This is a genomic window from Nitrobacter winogradskyi (assembly GCF_006539545.1).
Lineage (GTDB): Bacteria > Pseudomonadota > Alphaproteobacteria > Rhizobiales > Xanthobacteraceae > Nitrobacter > Nitrobacter winogradskyi_A.
Genome location: NZ_BJNF01000073.1, coordinates 16942 through 34813, shown reverse-complemented (window position 1 = coordinate 34813; position 17872 = coordinate 16942). Strand labels below are relative to the sequence as shown.

Sequence of the window (17872 nt, the reverse complement as noted above, 5' to 3'; positions counted from 1 at the left end):
CCAGTTCCCGGTATCTTGCCAACTGCGCCTGTACCGAATAATTCGCGGCCTGGTCTGGACTCCTGCAGTTTTTGCTAACGGCATGGTAAGGGCCTGCTCAACAACCCGATTCCTTCACAGCGAGTCCAATGCCCAGCTCAAAACGAACTGCCGCCATCATTGTTGCCGCGGGTCGCGGTCTCCGCGCCGGCGCCGGCGGCCCCAAGCAATACCGGACGATTGGCGGGCGAACCGTGATTTCGCGGGCGATGGAGGCGTTCTGCCAGCATCCCGGCGTGTTCGCGGTTCAGCCGGTGCTTAATCCTGATGACCTCTCGATGTTCAATCAGGCCGCCGCCGAGTTCCACTATCGCCCGCCCGCGAATGGCGGGGCCACGCGCCAGGCTTCCGTTCACGCCGGCCTTGAGGCGTTGGCGACCGACGCACCGGATATCGTGCTGATCCACGATGCCGCCCGCCCGTTCGTCACACCGGCGCTGATCACGCGCGCCATCGACGCCGCGGATAAAGCCGGCGCGGCGGTGCCCGCTATTGCCGTTACCGACACCATCAAACAGGTCGATGCATCCGGTGCAGTCAACGCGACCCCCGACCGCGCAAAGCTGCGGATCGCGCAGACGCCGCAGGCGTTCCATTTCGATATGATACTCGATGCGCACCGCCGTGCGGCGCGCGAGGGCCGCGACGATTTCACAGACGACGCCGCGCTCGCCGAGTGGGTGGGATTGACGGTGGCGACATTCGAGGGCGATGCTGCGAACATGAAACTGACCACTCCCGAAGATTTCGTGCGTGAGGAAGCGCGTCTCGCGGCCGCTCTCGGCGACATCAGAACCGGCACCGGCTACGACGTGCACGCCTTCGGCGAAGGCGATCACCTCATGCTGTGCGGCGTGAAGGTGCCGCACAATCGCGGCTTCCTGGCGCACTCCGACGGCGATGTCGGTTTGCACGCGCTGGTCGACGCCATTCTCGGCGCGCTCGCGGACGGCGACATCGGCTCGCATTTCCCTCCGAGCGACCCGCAATGGAAGGGGGCGGCGTCCGACAAATTCCTGAAGTATGCTGTCGACCGGGTTACGGCGCGCGGCGGCCGCGTCGCCAATCTCGAGGTCACCATGATATGCCAGCAGCCGAAGATTGGACCTCTGCGCGACCAGATGCGGGCCCGCATCGCTGACATCACCGGGGTCGCCATCTCGCGTATCGCCGTGAAGGCGACGACCAGCGAACGGCTCGGCTTCACCGGGCGTGAGGAAGGAATCGCGGCGACCGCCAGCGCCACGATCCGCCTGCCCTGGAACGACAAAGGCTGGAACGCCTGACATGGGCGGCAGCGACGCACGCGCCCTGTCGCGTTCGCTGCTCGACATTTGCCGGATGCGCAAGCTCACGATCGCAACGGCCGAGTCCTGCACCGGCGGACTGGTCGCCGGGGCGCTGACCGAGATTCCCGGCTCCTCGGACGTCATCGATCGCGGTTTTGTCACCTATTCCAATAACGCTAAGCGCGCGATGCTTGGCGTCAAGCTCGTCACCCTCGACAGTTTCGGCGCTGTCAGCAAGGAAACCGCGACCGCGATGGCGATAGGCGCGCTGGAGCGCGCCGACACCGATCTGGCCGTTTCCATCACCGGGATCGCGGGTCCCGGCGGCGCAACGCCGGGCAAGCCCGTGGGCCTCGTTCATTTCGCGGCCGCGGCGCGTGATGGCCGCCTGATCCATCGGGAATGCCGCTTCGGCGCCATCGGCCGCAGTTCAGTACGGCAACGTTCAGTTGTCGAAGCCCTGCGGATGCTGATGGAACTGGCGCGCGGCCCCAAGCCGCCTGCGAAGGTCCGCCGCGAAAGCATCAGCCGGTTGCGGCCACGCGCAGCGCGAGCCCCGACGCGCCGGACTTCCGAGCGGCGGCGCACCACAGCGCCGGTAAAACCTTCTCCAAAGAAAACCTGAACATGTCGCGTCAGGTTCTCGCCTCCGGCGGACCGTAAACGGCGGCGGCGCGCTTCTCGAATGCCGCTGCGAAACGCTGGAACGCGGCGTCGAACATCGCGCCCATCAGCATCGCCAGCATCCGGCTCTTAAACTCATACGTGATGAAAAACCCGACATCGCAACCTTGATCCGGCCTGGGTTCAAAGGTCCAGCGGTTCTCCATGTGGCTGAACGGCCCACGCAGATATTCAACGACGATCTTCAGGTTCGGCCGATCCAGCGTCACCTTGCTCGTAAAGGTCTCGCGCACGAGCTTGAACGACACGGTCATATCAGCAACCACGACTTCCTTGCCGTCGGCCGCGGGCGTACGCTGCCGTACCTTCAACGACTGACAAAGCGGCACGAAGTCCGGATAGCGCTCGACATCCGCCACGAGATCGAACATCTCGCTCGCGCTGTGACGCACGCGGCGCTTGCTTGAAAACGACGGCATACCGGTAGCGCTTACCGCGACGACGTGGCGCGGGCGGCCTGCAACTTTGCAAAGTCCTCGCCGGCGTGATGCGACGAGCGCGTCAGCGGGCTTGCCGACACCATCAGAAAACCCTTGGTGTAGGCGACGGTCTCATAGCTCGAAAACTCCTCCGGCGTAACGTAGCGCATCACGGCGTGATGCTTTCGGGTCGGCTGCAGGTATTGCCCGATGGTGAGAAAGTCGACATCCGCCGACCGCAGATCGTCCATCACCTGCAAGACCTCATGACGCTCCTCGCCAAGCCCGACCATGATGCCGGACTTGGTGAAGATCGCCGGGTCGATCTCCTTCACCCGTTGCAGAAGACGGATCGAGTGGAAATAGCGCGCGCCCGGCCGTACCGTCAGGTAGCGCGACGGAACGGTTTCGAGATTGTGGTTGAAGACATCGGGCTTCGCCGCCACCACCTTTTCCAGCGCGCCTTGCTTGCGGAGAAAATCCGGCGTCAGGATTTCAATCGTCGTCGCCGGGCAGCGCTCGCGTATCGCGCGAATGGTCTGCGCGAAATGTTCCGCGCCTCCGTCGTCGAGGTCGTCGCGATCAACGGATGTGACGACGACGTGCGCCAGCCCCAGCTTGCGCGTCGCTTCAGCCACGTATTCGGGCTCGGACGACTCGAGCGCGCCGGGCATTCCCGTTTTGACGTTGCAGAAGGCGCAGGCGCGGGTGCAGGTGTCGCCCATGATCATGAAGGTGGCGTGTTTCTTGTCCCAGCACTCGCCGATGTTCGGGCAGCCCGCCTCCTCGCATACGGTGACCAGTCCGTTCTCCTTGACGATCCGGCGCGTATCCGCATAGCCGCGCGTGTTCGGCGCGCGCACGCGAATCCAGTCGGGTTTCGGCGGCGACAACGCATCCGGCCGGTTGGCCTTCTCCGGATGCCGCGGCCGGACAGGATTGGCGGAAACTGTATCGAGGATGACGACCATTGAATGATCCAGAAGACTTTCGGGCGTTTTCGAGCGGAACGAACGACCTGTTCGCGTGAAGAGAACACGTCAGATCAAGATCGTATGCCCCGTTTTTGATTTCTGTCAGAAGCGGAAACGCTTTAGGTAATCCGCGCGGCGCGGGGCTGCAACCCGCTTCGCCGGATCAGCCAGATATGTAACATATCCCGAATCCACCCGCCCGCTCCGATTGCCGCATGAAACTGACTCAAGACCTGACATCCGATGGCCCAGATCCACCTGCTCTCGGCAACCCCCTCAAGCGCGCGTTTTTCGGGCGCAGCGTGCATGAGGTCGCTCCCGACCTGATCGGCGCGACCCTGCTGGTCGACGGCGTCGGCGGCATCATCGTCGAGGTGGAGGCCTATCATCACACCGAACCGGCGGCGCATTCCCATCGGGGACCGACGCCGCGAAACATGGTGATGTTCGGTCCTCCGGGATTCGCCTATGTCTATCGCTCTTATGGCATCCACTGGTGCGTGAACTTCGTCTGTGAAATGGATGGCTCCGCCGCCGCGGTTCTGATCCGCGCGCTACAGCCGACCCACGGCATTCCGGCGATGCGGCAGCGGCGCGGACTGCATGAGGAGCGCCTTTTGTGCTCAGGGCCAGGCAGGTTATGCCAGGCGCTCGGCATATCGATCGCGCATAACGCGCTGCCGCTCGATGCGCCGCCGATCGCGGTCTTTCAGCGGACCGACGAGGTTGACGTCGTCGCCGGCGTGCGCATCGGCATTACCAAGGCCGCCGACCTGCCATGGCGGTACGGATTGAAAGGATCGAAATTCCTGAGCAAGCCGTTCAGGAGCGCCGGGTTCTGAAATCGATCCCCAGCGGCAGCACGACCATCGGCACGACGGCAAGACCGATCGGCACGAAGGCAAAGACGGCATTCCCGGTGATATCCCATACCATCCCGCTGACGATGGAGATCAGCATGGCGATCCCGTAACCGATGGTGAACATTCCGGCCGAGTTGTGGGGGACGTCATCGGGAGCGACCAGCAGGACCGGCAACGTCAGTACAAGAGTGAGGCCCACGGCGCAGGTGAAGCCCACCAGCGCCGCCGAACCGACGATCCCCCAGAAGCTCGTGCTCGTCGCGGTGCCGAGGACAGCGAGCAGGCCGAGCGCGCCGCAAAGAACCAGCGGCCATCTCCTCCGCTCAAGACGGCTGGCCATCAGAATAAGAATGATCGACCCCGGTAACTGCCCGAGATTGAGCGCCGATAGCGCAGGCCCGATCAGCTCGGTCTGGCCGTTTTGCAGCAGCAGGCCTGGCAGAAACGCATTCGTGCAGAAATAGAGCTGGTTGTTCGCACTGGCCACGAGGCCGATTTTCCACAGCAGCGGATCGCGCCAGTCCGGCATCCAGCGGCTGTGCTGAGTGGATACCTGGTCGCCACCCGGCCGGGCAACGAAGATGATCAACGCGATCGCTGCCGCTGCGATCGACCAGAGTTCGAGACTTCCGCGCCACCCGCCTCCCAGCAAGGGCACGGTCACCACGACAAGCACCACCGGAAAGATCTCGCCGCACAGCAAACCGTTGGTGTAGACGGCCGTGGCGAAACCAACCCGGCGGGGGACCCATTGCCGAACCAGCGGCGGCAACGCCGGCTGCATCAGGGCGACGCCCGCCGCCATCAGCGCGGTCGCCGCGAACAGCGTCATCGCGCCGATGGCGAAACCGCGCAGCGCCGACCCGACCGCTGCGATCAAAAGGCCGAAGACGAGCGCCCTGACGGCGCCGACGCGCGCGATCAGCAGCGATCCGGGCACCGCGACAAGCGCGAACAAACTGACCGGAATAGCATTGAGGATCCCGACCTCGGTTCCTGACAGCGCAAGATCGGAAATGATAAGCGCCAGTACAGGCGGCACCGCAAGGATCGTGAGCCGCAGCCCCACGCCCCCAAGCCATAGCAGACTCAAGGGGCGGAGTGACGACGATCGCTCAACACTCACTCAGCGGCCTTCAAACGCTCCAGCGCCTCGACGAACTTCGCCTTGCGCGCGACCGCTGCTTCCCGCTTTTCTTTTTCGTCCTCGACGATTTCTCCGGGCGCGTTGGCGATGAAATTCTGATCCGCGAGCTTGAGGTCGACGCGAGCGATGTCGACGTCAGCCTTGGCGATCTCCTTCCCCAGACGCGTGCGCTGGGCGGCGACGTCGACGATGCCTTTCAACGGCAGCGCGGCGACTTCGCCGCGGATCAGCAATTGCACGGCCCCCGCTGGCGCCTGGTCGGCGAACGAGATATCCGCAAGCCGGGACATCCGCTTGATGACATCGCTCCAGCGCTGCGCCCGCGCCCTGCTCTCGTCGGATGCGCCCGCGAGCACCAGCGGCGCCAGAGTTGCGGGCGGAATATTCATCTCCGCGCGGACGGAGCGGATCGCCGTGACGAGATCGACCACCCAGCCGATCTCGGCTTCGGCGGCATTATCGCGGAAGTAGGGTTCCAGCAGATCGGTTATCGGCTCCGACCCGATGAAGGGGTCGGCGGCCGCGATCAACGTCCGCCGCTTGCGGGTCTGATCGGCCTTGTTGGGCCACTCCGTCAGGGTCAGCAGTTGCGTCCGTTCCGCAGTCACCGCCCATAATTCTTCCGTGATGAACGGCATGAACGGATGCAGAAGCTTCAGGATTTCATCGCGCGCCCAGGCGACCATCGCGCGGGTCTCGGACTTGGCGGGGCTGTCCTCACCCAGAATGACGGGCTTCGCGAGCTCAAGATACCAGTCGCAATAGACGTTCCAGACAAAGCGGTAGATCGCGCCCGCGGCGTCATTGAAACGAGAGGATTCAATGGCCTCGGTGACCTCGCACGCAGCGCGCGCTGTCTCATGAACGATCCATCGGTTGAGCGTCTCCGCCGCGGCCGTCGGATCGAACCGCGCGGGAACGACACAATCGTTCATCTCCGCGAAACGGCACGCGTTCCAGAACTTGGTCGCGAAATTACGATAGCCTTCGACCCTCTGCGGAGACAGCTTGATGTCGCGGCCCTGCACCGCCATCGCGGCGAGCGTAAAGCGCAGCGCATCCGCGCCGTACTTATCGACGAGATTCAGGGGGTCGATGACGTTGCCCTTCGACTTCGACATCTTGGCGCCCTTCTCGTCGCGAACGAGCGCGTGGATGTAGACCGTCGAGAACGGGGCTTCTTTCATGAAGTGGATACCCATCATCATCATTCGGGCAACCCAGAAGAAGATGATGTCAAAACCCGTAACGAGCACGTTGGTCGGATAATAGCGGTTCAACTCCGGCGTCTCGTCCGGCCAGCCGAGCGTCGAGAATGGCCACAGCGCCGAAGAGAACCAGGTGTCGAGCACGTCCTCGTCTCGCGTGATGAAGCCATCACACTTCGCCGGATCACGCGCCATCTCGGCGCCCTGCTCCGCTGTAATCACACCCTGCTCGACGTAATAGCCGAGGGCATGGCCGATCGCCTCGTCCTCCGTCTCCGCGACGAACACTTTTCCGTCCGGCCCGTACCAGGCTGGAATCTGATGACCCCACCAGAGCTGCCGCGAGATACACCAGGGCTGGATGTTCTCCATCCACTCGAAGTAGGTCTTCTCCCAGTTCCTCGGCACGAATGCCGTTTCGCCGGAACGCACGGCGGCCATTGCCGGCCGCGCCAGTTCCTTGGCGTCGACGTACCATTGGTCGGTCAGGTAGGGCTCGATGACGGCGTTGGAGCGGTCGCCATGCGGCACCATGTGCGCATGCGGCTCGATCTTGTCGAGAAAACCGAACTCTTCGAGGCGCGCCACGATCGCCTTGCGCGCGGCGAAGCGATCCATGCCGTCGAATTCCTCAGCCAGCATCAACGCGCCTGACGGAAGGCCGCGCAGGAAATCCTCGTTCTCGGATAGCGTCAGCCGTCCCTCGCGATCGAGCACGCTGATCTGCGGCAGATGGTGACGCTTTCCGACATCGAAGTCGTTGAAATCGTGAGCCGGGGTGATTTTGACCGCGCCGGTGCCCTTCTCCGGATCGGCATAGTCGTCGCCGATAATCGGAATGATCCTGCCAACCAGAGGCAGCACGACATTGCTGCCGATCAGGTATTCGAGCTTCGCGTTCTCCGGATGCACCGCGACAGCGGTATCGCCCAGCATGGTCTCCGGCCGCGTGGTGGCGACGACGATATAGGTCGAGGAATCGCTCGGGTCGAAAGCCTTGCCCTCGATCGGATAGCGCAGATGCCACAGGCTGCCTTTCACCTCGACCTGTTTCACCTCGAGATCGGAGATCGCGGTGAGCAGTTTCGGGTCCCAATTGACCAGCCGCTTGTCCTTGTAGATCAGACCGGCGCGATGCAGCTCGACGAAAACCTTGGCGACCGCGCGTGACAGCCCTTCGTCCATGGTGAAACGCTCACGCGACCAATCGCAGGACGCTCCCAGCCGTTTCAACTGGTTGACGATAACGCCGCCACTCTCTGCCTTCCATTGCCAGACCCGTTCAAGAAACCTGGCGCGGCCCATCTCGCGGCGGCCGGGCTCCTTCCGTTCCGCCAACTGCCGCTCCACCACCATCTGGGTCGCGATGCCCGCGTGATCGGTGCCTGGCTGCCATAGCACGTCACGGCCGCGCATCCGCTCGAAGCGGCACAGCACATCCTGCAAGGTGTTGTTCAGCGCGTGCCCCATGTGCAACGAGCCGGTGACGTTCGGCGGCGGAATGACGATCGTGAACGGCTCAGCCTCGCGGCGTTCGGGCCGGCCGGCCTTGAACGCGCCGGCCTCTTCCCAAACGCGGGACATGCGACTTTCAATATCGGATGGCTGATAGGTTTTCTCGATCATGGCAATGCAATCACAGTCGGGGCGTTTCAGGTCAGTTCACGGAATAAATCCCCTGACCGCTAAAAGCCTTTCAGGGCGCATCGAGTCAACAAGAGCACCGAATAAACCGGCCGCATAGCGCAGATGTGAGTTTCTCATGACGCCTGGAGAAAGTTCGGCTTTCCGCTCTCCGATGGCCGTGGCATTCCCGGCTGCGGGGAACGGATCAGGGACGCCCGCGCGAGACCCGCTCGATTTCAGCCTTGACGATGCGCTCCACCAGTCCCGGCAGATTGTCATCGAGCCAGGACTTCAGCATCGGGCGCAGCATCTCCTTGACGAGATCCTCAAGGGTGCGGGCGTTGTTGGTCAACACCGTGCTGGCAAGCGAGTTGAAGGCCGTTTCGACCGCTGAAACGGTCGAGTGCGACAGAATTCGCGCCGCCGGCGCGGCATTCGGATTGGACGGAGCGATGGTTGCGGGATCCGGCGGAGCCGCCGCGACCTGCGTCACTTCGGCGAATTCCAGATCGTCCTGAGGCTCGATTTTCTGAAAGGCGTGCCTTGCATCCGGCACGGCCATTTCGTCCGTCAGTTCGAACACCTCCTCTGCCTCGGCGGACCGGCCTTCTTTCCCGGTTTTCCCGGTGGCTGCGGCGTCGAGGTTCGCAAGCATCGCGTCGATGTCGTCCTGGCTATTGGCGGCGTCAGCATTCGCGGGAGCGGCCGGCTTAGGGGCAGGAGCGGTCGATCGAGGCCGCGCTTCCACTGCGTCAGCGGCGACTGCTTTTCCGGCCGCTGCGGGCTTTTCATCGTCCGCAATGATGCGGCGGATCGACGCCAGAATCTCCTCCATGGAGGGCTCTTGGACTGTTGCAGGTTGCGTCATGTCCAACTCCACATCTGTCACGTCCCTCGCCAGAGCGCCTGCTTCAAGCGATACTTAAGATTCATCCGGTGTCCAGATGCGGGCGCCGATGTCGGTCGCAACCGGATTTATTTCCCAAGAAAGCGCTGCGAGCCGGTGCTGACATCCATTCCGGGCCGGCTTTCGCAGCAGGACCGGCAGCCGACGACGTCCGAATCGCTTCACGACCTCGTGCAAAGGTATGTCATGGCATCAATTGATTGCAAGCAACGGACCGCTAGAGCCTTTCCGCTTCTGATAGAATCAGAAGCTGGCTCTATGATTTTGATTTGACGCGTTTTCTTTACGCGAACCGGTGCCCGCCTCGCTTGAAAGCGCTCTAGCGCCGCCGGCGCAATTACTGTCCATCCGGCGTACGCAAACCAATCCAACTGTCGCGAACCTGATGATAGTGGACACTCGGATCGTACACCGTGGTGTTCAGCTTGAGCACCTGCGGCGCCAGCCGGCCAACGGCGTTCAAAACTGAATAAGACGCGACCACGCGATCGTGTTGAGCCGTCACCAGCGCCACGCGCGCGCTGACGAGCGTCTGTTGCGCGACCAGCACGTCGAACGTGGTTCGTTGACCGGCCTTGGCCTCCTCGCGAATGCCGTTGACCGCGATCTCCGATGCCTCAACCTGCGCCTGCGCCGACTTCACCTGCACCTTGGTAGCTTCGAGCTGGCCCCACGCCTGTACCGTGCTGGCGCGCGCCTGATTGCGGACCTGCTCGAGGTTGAGACGTTGTTGCGCCAGCGTTTCCTTGGACTGGCGGATCAGCGAATACTCAGAGCCGCCCTGATAGATCGGCACCGAGACCTGCGCGATCGCCGATGCGATGAGTTGACTCGGTACCGTGAGTTGCTGGTTGTAACCCTTTTGCACATTTGCCTGAAACGTCACCGTCGGGAACAGCACGCCCTCTGCAACCTTGACCTGCAAATGGCTGACGTCGATGCCATACATCGCCGCGGTCACATTGGGATTTTGGGTAAGTGAGAGATCCACGGAACCCGCGAGCGTTGACGGCAGAAAGCGATCGACCGGCGACCCCGGCGCCAATTGCCCCGGTTCGTTGCCGACAATGCGCCGATAATTCGCGCGAGTGGTTATGAGGGTGGATTCAGTGGCCATCAACTGGGTGCGTCCGGCAGCGAGTTGCGCCTCGGATTGCGCCACGTCGGTGCGGGTCACCTCGCCGACATTGAAACGATCGCGTGTCTGCTTGAGCGTCTCCTCGAGCACGCGGACATTGCTGCGCTGAACCTCCACAATGGCGGCATCCCGCAGATAATCCATATAGATGGTCGCCGCAGCAAGCAGTACGGTTTGCTCGAGAACCCTTAATCCCTCGCGCGCCGCCGACACCTGTCCTTCCGCCGCACGGGTTCTGTTGGCGGTCTGGAAACCGTCGAAGAGCGTTTGTGAAATCGTGGCGCCGAGAGTCACCGGTGTCTGACTACCGTTGAGCCTCCCCTGGACGTTTCCCTGACCCGGCAGACCCTGGCTAAAGGTTATGTCGGTATACTGGCGGCCGCCGCTCGTGGTTACGGCGACTTTGGGCCGATAGCCCGACAGAGCCTGGGGTACGCTCTCGTCGGTCGCACGGACCGCGGCGCGCTGGGCATTGAGTTGAGGGTTGCTCTGGTAGGCACGCACCAACGCAGATTCGATGGTGTCGGCGAAGACCCGTGTCGCCGTCCCCGGCCACGCAGTCGCAAAAGCCAACACGGCGGCCCCCGCCACCAGTCTCACACCACCCATCCGCAGAATTCCATTCTTCATATCACAAGACGCAAACGAGGCGGAGCCTCCACGCCGGATCATCCCCTCAAGTAACTTATCCCACGCGAACATATTCGCCGCCGGGGTGCTAAGGAACCCCTTGCGAGCCGTCTCGGCGGAAACTCTGAAGTTGAAGCGTTGAAGCCACACTTGCCGATTCGATCATACTTGAAGGACTCTAACCAGCAACGGACACGCTCATCCCCGCAACTTCCTTGCCTTTCACGGAACCAACGGATGAACCATCCGAAAAATACATAAAAGCAGACAATACTATGACGATGGTTCTTGCCTAATATGACAATCGACGTCATCCAAAGAGCTATGTAACGAGCACGCGGAACGGCGTCGAAAACCATAACGCCTGCCGCCGACGATCCCTGTCATCATGAGCTGGTTCTGGCGTCGCGGACCTCGAAATCCTTGACTTTCGACGTTTCGTGGCTAGTTTGCCGGCCAGATGCAGGCCTGATGCGGGCCGGCTTTCCGTTTCCCGACATCAAGGGTTTACACATGGCCAAGGCGGTCACCATCAAGGTCAAGCTGGTTTCCAGCGCTGACACAGGCTTCTACTACGTCGCCAAGAAGAACTCGCGCACCATGACCGACAAGATGGTCAAGAAAAAGTACGATCCGGTTGCGCGCAAACACGTCGAATTCCGCGAAGCCAAGATCAAGTAAGCGGGACCGAGTAAGATCGGGCCTGTGCAATCGGTGCGGAGTTTTCGCGCTCCGTCTTGTTTTGCGCGTTTTCTTTATGCGAACCTGGTATCATCCTCGGGTCAAGCCCGAGGACATGTCAGATCATAGAGCCTCGCTTCTGATTTCATCAGAAGCGGAAAGGTTCTCATCCGCGGCGAGAGTCGGGTGGCCGAAGATCAAGCCGCCTCTGACACGACGCGGTTTCGGCCGTCATGCTTGGCGCGGTAAAGCGCGACATCGGCGCGCTTTACCACGTCAGAGACAGGCTCCCCCTTCCGCTCCAGGGTCGACAATCCGATCGAGATGGTCACCTTGATCAGCTTCGTCCCCTTGTGGATGGAGAACGGTTCGCCAGCAATCGCGCGGCGCAGGCGCTCGGCCACCATGCCGGCGACATGCAGGTCGGTCTCCGGCATCACGATCACGAACTCCTCGCCGCCGTAACGGCAGGCGAGATCGATGCCTCGAACAGCTTTGCGGATTCGAAGCGCGAACTCCCGCAGAACATCATCACCGGCATCATGGCCGTAATTGTCATTGATCGCCTTGAAGTAGTCTATATCCAGCATCATGAGCGCCAATGACTGGCCGCGCAGCGAGGCCTGCTCGGCCAACGTCGTCAGATGACTTTCCATGTAGCGCCGGTTGTGCAGCCCGGTCAGTCCGTCCGTGACAGCCATTTCGATCGAGCTCGTCACGTTGTCACGCAGGTGAACGGTATAGCGACGGCGGCGGATTTGCGTGCGCACGCGGGCAAGCAGCTCGTTCCTGTCGATCGGCCGCAGCAGATAATCATTGATGCCGATCTCGAGACCACGCAGCAATCGCGGGCTGCCGTCGGCGTCGGCAACGGCCAGAATCGGAACGTGTCTCGTCCGCTCCAGCGAGCGCGCCTGACTGCACAGCCGCAAGCCGTCGAAATTTTCCAGCCCGAGCGAGACGATAAGGAGATCGTAATTGCTTTCGGCGGCACGAAACAGCGCCTCGGAGGGATCGACTTCGACGTCGACGGCATGTTCGGCGCTCAGCATCGACGCCAGCCGCTCATACGACGAGGGACGGTCATCGACCAGCAGGATGCGCCCACCCTTCCCGCTATCGCAAACCGCCTCGCGCTCCGGTGCCTGCACGCCGATTTCGAGCGACGTCATGGCCCGCATGCGGAGTTCGTCGGTCATCATCTTCAGTCGCGTCAACGAGCGAACCCTCGCGGTCAGCACGACATCCGATACCGGCTTGGTCAGGAAGTCATCGGCCCCGGCCTCGAGGCCACGCACGCGGTCGGACGGATTGTCCAGCGCGGTAATCATCACGACCGGAATAAAATGGGTTGCAGGGTTGGCCTTCAGCCGGCGGCAGACCTCAAAACCGTCCATGTCAGGCATCATCACGTCGAGGAGGATGATGTCGCACTCGACGCGGGCGCAGGTCTCCAATGCCTGCGCGCCATTGGACGCGGTCAAGACGTCGAAATATTCCGCCGACAACCGCGCTTCCAGGAGCCGGACATTGGCGGGGACGTCGTCGACGACCAGAACACGCGCAGACACTACAGCCTCCTTAACCCACGAACCGGCGGACGGTCTCGATGAACTTGCCGACCGAAATGGGCTTCGACAGGTAAGCCTCGCAGCCGCCCTCGCGGATACGTTCCTCGTCGCCCTTCATCGCAAACGCCGTCACCGCAACCACGGGAATCCCGCGCAGTTCGGGATCGTCCTTGATCCAGCGCGTGACATCCAGACCGGATACCTGCGGCAACTGAATATCCATGAGGACCAGATCGGGACGGAGCTTGCGAACCATATCGAGCGCCTCGAAACCGTTGCTGGTCCCGGACGTGTGATAACCATGAGCCTCCAACAGATCGCGGAAGAGCTTCATGTTGAGCTCGTTGTCTTCCACGATCAGGACCGTCTTGGCCACTCCGGCCCTCCAGTCGACTCGGTGCTCGTCCGTCCTGAGCGATAATATGCCGGCACCTCGACACTTATCCGCAAACTGGAGTTAGATTTGCACCAGAGTTCGCTCTAAGTCGTTAAGACATAAGACGATCTTTATGCGAGCGGATTAGTGATTGCTTGACGGTTTCGAGACTCGACCGCTCTGGTTCCAAAGTAAAATCGATAGGTTACGGAAAGGCAAATGGTCGCGATGACAAAGCGTGTGCATAACCCGCGCGAAGCCGCTGAATTTGTGGCAATTCAGGCCCTTTCATTTATCGCGGCCGACGCGGAGCTTTTAGGCCGGTTTCTGGCCGAGACCGGCATCGGTCCGGAAACTCTGCGCAGTTCCGCCTCCGATCCGCATTTTCTGACCGCCGTGCTCGATTTCGTGCTGCGCGACGACGCAACCGTGAAAACGTTCTCGGAGTCCTCGGGGCATCATCCGACCACGATCGCGGCCGCCCGGCAGGCGCTTGGCGATGTTTTTCCGGAACGCGACCTCCCGTGACCGCGGATACGTCGGATGGTCCGTTGTGCTTCTGCCGGGATTGTCTCAACGATCTCAGCCTGACGGCGCCCCGTTGTGGCGGGTGCGGCTCGCCCCGGCTGGCGCGGCATCGCACCTTGCCGGCGCTGGCCATCGCCCACATCGATTGCGACGCGTTCTACGCCGCGGTCGAGAAGCGGGATAATCCGGCGCTGGCGGACAAGCCCGTCATCGTGGGCGGCGGCAGGCGCGGCGTGGTATTGGCCGCCTGCTATACCGCCCGGACGTACGGCGTGCGTTCCGCAATGCCGATGTTCAAAGCTCTTGCGCTTTGTCCCTTCGCGGCGGTGGTCCCTCCCGACATGGCGAAATATGTTCGGGTCGGTCGGGACGTGCGCACCGCCATGCAGGCGCTGACGCCGCTGGTCGAGCCGCTGTCGATCGACGAAGCCTTCCTTGACCTCGGCGGCACCCGACGCGTTCACGGCATGATTCCCGCCAAGGTGCTGGCGAGGTTCGCAACCGGCATCGAACGCCAGCTCGGCATCACGGTATCGGTCGGGCTGTCGTGCAACAAGTTCCTCGCGAAGATCGCTTCGGACCTCGACAAGCCGCGCGGTTTCGCGGCACTCGACCAGGACGAAGCGCGCATCATGCTCGCGGACAAGCCGGTCGGTTTCATTTTCGGCGTCGGCCCGGCCACCCAGCAGCGACTGTCGGAGCGTGGCTTTCGGACCATCGGCGATCTGCAACATGCCGGCGAGATCGAAATGATGAAGCAGTTTCCTGCCGACGGGCGCCGGTTGTGGCGGCTGGCGCAGGGCATCGACGACCGGCGGGTGATCGCGGATCGCGGCGCCAGGACCATTTCGAGCGAGACGACGTTCGAGTCCGATATCCGCGATTTCGCCACGCTCGAACGTCTGCTGTGGCGGCTGTCGGAGAAGGTCTCCTCGCGACTGAAGGCAAGTGAACTGGCGGGATCGACCATCACGCTGAAACTCAAGACCGCCGATTTCCGGCAAAGAACGCGCTCGCAATCGATCTCCGTTTCGACCCAGCTCGCGTCGAAGATTTTCGCCACGTGCCGGGAGATGCTGACAAAGGAAATCGACGGCACCGCTTTCCGCCTGATGGGAACAGGCGTCAGCGCACTTCGGGCGGCATCGCAAGCCGGCGAGGCCGATATGCTGGATCTCCGCTCGGCTCATGCCGAACGGGCAATGGATGACCTGCGCAAGAAGTTCGGGAGCGCGGCCGTCATCCGCGGCCTGGTCTATGACGGGCCGGAAAAGCCACCCCGGTAATCCGGGTGCGGGATCAAAGGATCTCCATTCCGAAGTATATCAGCCCAACGTCACTTGCAGGGCCTGACGCTCCTGACATCGCTGAGGTCGAACTTGTCCATCTTTCCGGAAATCACGAAGTCATTGTAGTCGAGCACCAACGCTCGCGAGACGCCATCCTCGAACAGCTCAAATGACATGGAGTAGTTCGGGGTCTGTTCACCGTTGGCATGTGCCGCGCCGCGTTCGTAGTAGCTGACCGTGACCGGCCATCGCGTCAGGGTCTTCATCTGATCATTGGCGGTCGATGGATCAGGCGATGAGCCGCTCGCCTCCCCTCGAATGGGTTTTCCGATCACCGAAAACGTGTTGTAGACTTTCTCGCCGTTGTCCGATCCGTCATACACGGTCAGCTCGAGCACCGACTTTCCTGCCCTCGCGGCCGCGATGATGCGCTGGATCTGTTCGGTCGGAAACACCGCCTTGCCGTCGATGGTGACCGTTTTGGCGACCGGCCGCTTCAACTTTACGGTAATCTTGCCACCCTTGCGTTCGGCGATTCCATCGACCTCGCTCTGATCGCTGTCGTTCGTGCGGGTCACGATCTTGAAACGGTATGCCTTTCCTTCCGCATCCTCCCAGCTCGTGGACCGCATATCGCTCAGCGTCGTCTCGCCTTCGCCGTTGTTCATTTCCGAAACCTGCCTGAAGTCGGACGTGTAGCCTTCGCAGGCGCTTCCGGAAAACTTGTAGAGGATTCGTCCGCTCGCACTGTTGATCGACGAGCTGCCGCGAGATTTCACCAGGCTCAAATCGTACAGCGCCTGATGAGAAAGAAACGAAACTCCGGCGGCGGCATGCGTAGCGCTACCAGGTGCCGGCAGGGTCGCGGCGGCGACAATTGTCGTCAGAAACCAGGGCCAAAGCCGCAAGGCGCGGCAACGAGAATAGTGGCGCATATCATCTCTCGATGGGATTGAATCCGACCATAGTCACCGCTCAATTGCGCCGCAATTGGGGAGGCCCGCCGCAACCCCGCTTATTTGCTGCTTGTCTCGAAAGTTTGATCGGCTGCCCGTCGGGCCGCTAGGAGATACGGCTCGAATCCGGCATTTGCTTGCATGTCGCAAGACGATAGGCGAGATAGACTCCTCAACGAATTTCGATGGAACGTCTATTAGAGCCTTTCCGCTTCTGATAGAATCAGAAGCGGGCTCTATGATTTTGATTTGACGCGTTTTCTTCACGCGAACCGGCACCCGCTTCGCTCGAAAACGCTATTAGGGGACTGACATGGCAGGAGTGATCGAGCAGAATCTGGCCGCGCAGGGCATCATCCTGCATGAACCGGCATCGCCCGTGGCGAATTACGTCGGCTTCGTTCGTACCGGCAACCTGCTGTTCGTGTCCGGACAACTCTGCCTGGACCCGGAGGGTAACCTGATCGCAAAAGGCAAGCTGGGCGCGGATGTCACCGTTGAAGAAGGCAACGCGGCCGCGCGCGGCTGCGCCATCAATCTGCTGGCGCAGGTCAAGGCCGCGCTCGGCGATCTCGACAAGGTCGCCCGTGTCGTCAGGCTTGGCGGCTTCGTCAACTCCGCTCCCGATTTCGCCGATGGTCCCAAGGTATTGAACGGCGCATCGGATCTGATGGTTGCGGCGTTCGGCGAGAAGGGTCGCCACTCGCGCAGCACGGTCGGCGTCGCCGCCCTTCCCGCGAATGCGGCGGTCGAGATCGAAGGCCTGTTCGAAGTCGCCTGACCCCGAATGCGCGCGCCCGACTGGCTGACAGCACGCCCGATCGCTCACCGCGGCCTGCATGACCACGCTCGCGGGATCATGGAGAACATGCCCGGAGCGATCCGGGCGGCCATCGCCGGAAAGTTCGGCATCGAGGTGGACATCCAGCTGACTGCCGACGGTGAGGCCATGGTCTACCATGACGATGAACTCGGCCGGCTGACGGAAGGATCGGGGGCGTTGCGAACCCTGACCGCGGCCGAGCTCAAGCGGGTCGTTTTCAAGAGCACGTCAGAAAGAATGATGTCGCTTGCGGATCTCTGCGCGCTGGTCGCTGGCCGCGTGCCACTGGTCATCGAGGTCAAAAGTCATTTCGATGGCAATACACGGCTGGTGCGGCGCATGGCGGAGGTGCTGTCCGGCTATGACGGGCCGGCGGCTGGAATGTCATTCGATCCGGATCAGGTCATGGCGATGCGCGAGTTGATGCCGTCGCTCCCGCGCGGCATCGTCGCCCAGCGCGATTACACGAAAGACCACTGGCCGGAGGCGACTTCGCGCCAGCGCGCCGCGATGACCCATCTGCGTCATGCCTTCCGAACACGGCCGCATTTTATCGCTTACAATGTGAACGAACTTCCTGCTCTCGCGCCCTGGATTGCAAGAAACATTTTTGGTTGTCCCTTGCTGACATGGACAGTGCGCACCGCGGAACAGCGTGCCCGTGCCGCAAGACATGCCGAACAGATGATCTTCGAAGGTTTCTACCCGAACGCATGATCCAGCG

Annotated in this window: 17 protein-coding genes; 8 read left to right on the top strand and 9 right to left on the bottom strand. The window is 61.9% G+C overall.

Annotated features, from left to right (window positions below; translation table 11 throughout):
• Positions 1-128 precede the first annotated feature (128 nt).
• On the top strand, positions 129-1325 hold the full coding sequence (locus NWI01_RS13445; RefSeq protein ID WP_141384325.1) for a bifunctional 2-C-methyl-D-erythritol 4-phosphate cytidylyltransferase/2-C-methyl-D-erythritol 2,4-cyclodiphosphate synthase: 1197 nt from the start codon (positions 129-131) through the stop codon (positions 1323-1325).
• 1 nt (position 1326) lies between these two features.
• Positions 1327-1953 carry a CinA family protein gene (locus NWI01_RS13440; RefSeq protein ID WP_141384324.1) on the top strand — a complete coding sequence of 209 codons (627 nt, stop codon included), beginning with the start codon at positions 1327-1329 and terminating at the stop codon, positions 1951-1953.
• 10 nt (positions 1954-1963) lie between these two features.
• On the opposite strand, the gene NWI01_RS13435 is transcribed toward NWI01_RS13440, so the two are convergent.
• Both NWI01_RS13435 and lipA read right to left on the bottom strand, forming a co-directional pair.
• On the bottom strand, positions 1964-2431 hold the full coding sequence (locus NWI01_RS13435) for a type II toxin-antitoxin system RatA family toxin (RefSeq protein WP_141384323.1): 468 nt from the start codon (positions 2429-2431) through the stop codon (positions 1964-1966).
• Positions 2432-2442: 11 nt separating this feature from the next.
• Positions 2443-3402, bottom strand: a complete 960-nt coding sequence (lipA, locus tag NWI01_RS13430; protein WP_141384322.1) for a lipoyl synthase — start codon at positions 3400-3402, stop codon at positions 2443-2445.
• A gap of 218 nt (positions 3403-3620) precedes the next feature.
• Here lipA and NWI01_RS13425 point away from each other — a divergent pair, with 218 nt between their 5' ends.
• Positions 3621-4247: a DNA-3-methyladenine glycosylase gene (locus tag NWI01_RS13425; protein WP_141384321.1), complete on the top strand. Its 627-nt coding sequence runs from the start codon at positions 3621-3623 to the stop codon at positions 4245-4247.
• Here NWI01_RS13425 and NWI01_RS13420 read toward each other — a convergent pair.
• The 4 genes from NWI01_RS13420 to NWI01_RS13405 all read right to left on the bottom strand — a co-directional run bounded on the left by NWI01_RS13420 (position 4228) and on the right by NWI01_RS13405 (position 10903).
• Positions 4228-5394 (bottom strand): MFS transporter, encoded by a 1167-nt coding sequence (locus tag NWI01_RS13420; protein ID WP_141384320.1) that lies wholly within the window; start codon positions 5392-5394, stop codon positions 4228-4230. The genes NWI01_RS13425 and NWI01_RS13420 overlap by 20 nt on opposite strands.
• Positions 5391-8249: a valine--tRNA ligase gene (locus tag NWI01_RS13415; protein WP_141384319.1), complete on the bottom strand. Its 2859-nt coding sequence runs from the start codon at positions 8247-8249 to the stop codon at positions 5391-5393. The genes NWI01_RS13420 and NWI01_RS13415 overlap by 4 nt, the downstream gene beginning before the upstream one ends.
• 205 nt (positions 8250-8454) lie before the next feature.
• A complete protein-coding gene (locus NWI01_RS13410) occupies positions 8455-9117 on the bottom strand; it encodes a PopZ family protein (protein ID WP_141384318.1) in 663 nt (220 codons plus the stop codon).
• Between the two features lie 376 nt (positions 9118-9493).
• Complete coding sequence (locus NWI01_RS13405; protein WP_141384317.1) at positions 9494-10903, bottom strand: TolC family outer membrane protein; 1410 nt, start codon at positions 10901-10903, stop codon at positions 9494-9496.
• Between the two features lie 534 nt (positions 10904-11437).
• Between NWI01_RS13405 and rpmG the strand changes: the two genes are divergently transcribed.
• Complete coding sequence (gene rpmG / locus NWI01_RS13400; RefSeq protein ID WP_006611239.1) at positions 11438-11605, top strand: 50S ribosomal protein L33; 168 nt, start codon at positions 11438-11440, stop codon at positions 11603-11605.
• A gap of 197 nt (positions 11606-11802) precedes the next feature.
• On the opposite strand, the gene NWI01_RS13395 is transcribed toward rpmG, so the two are convergent.
• Complete coding sequence (locus NWI01_RS13395) at positions 11803-13176, bottom strand: PleD family two-component system response regulator (RefSeq protein WP_141384316.1); 1374 nt, start codon at positions 13174-13176, stop codon at positions 11803-11805.
• 10 nt (positions 13177-13186) lie between these two features.
• The gene (locus NWI01_RS13390) at positions 13187-13552 is read right to left on the bottom strand and encodes a response regulator (RefSeq protein WP_141384315.1); all 366 of its coding nucleotides are present in this window, start codon (positions 13550-13552) and stop codon (positions 13187-13189) included.
• A gap of 228 nt (positions 13553-13780) precedes the next feature.
• On the opposite strand from NWI01_RS13390, the gene NWI01_RS13385 reads away from it, so the two are divergent.
• Positions 13781-14080, top strand: a complete 300-nt coding sequence (locus tag NWI01_RS13385; RefSeq protein WP_141384359.1) for a DUF3572 domain-containing protein — start codon at positions 13781-13783, stop codon at positions 14078-14080.
• On the top strand, positions 14077-15366 hold the full coding sequence (locus NWI01_RS13380; RefSeq protein ID WP_141384314.1) for a DNA polymerase IV: 1290 nt from the start codon (positions 14077-14079) through the stop codon (positions 15364-15366). Before NWI01_RS13385 ends, NWI01_RS13380 begins: the two co-directional genes overlap by 4 nt.
• A gap of 50 nt (positions 15367-15416) precedes the next feature.
• On the opposite strand, the gene NWI01_RS13375 is transcribed toward NWI01_RS13380, so the two are convergent.
• The gene (locus tag NWI01_RS13375; protein WP_141384313.1) at positions 15417-16304 is read right to left on the bottom strand and encodes a cell envelope integrity EipB family protein; all 888 of its coding nucleotides are present in this window, start codon (positions 16302-16304) and stop codon (positions 15417-15419) included.
• A gap of 334 nt (positions 16305-16638) precedes the next feature.
• On the opposite strand from NWI01_RS13375, the gene NWI01_RS13370 reads away from it, so the two are divergent.
• Together NWI01_RS13370 and NWI01_RS13365 are read left to right on the top strand one after the other, a co-directional pair.
• The gene (locus NWI01_RS13370) at positions 16639-17106 is read left to right on the top strand and encodes a RidA family protein (RefSeq protein WP_011314697.1); all 468 of its coding nucleotides are present in this window, start codon (positions 16639-16641) and stop codon (positions 17104-17106) included.
• A 6-nt stretch (positions 17107-17112) separates the two neighbouring features.
• Entirely contained in the window at positions 17113-17865 is a 753-nt protein-coding gene (locus NWI01_RS13365) for a glycerophosphodiester phosphodiesterase (protein ID WP_141384312.1), read from the top strand.
• Positions 17866-17872: the final 7 nt, after the last annotated feature.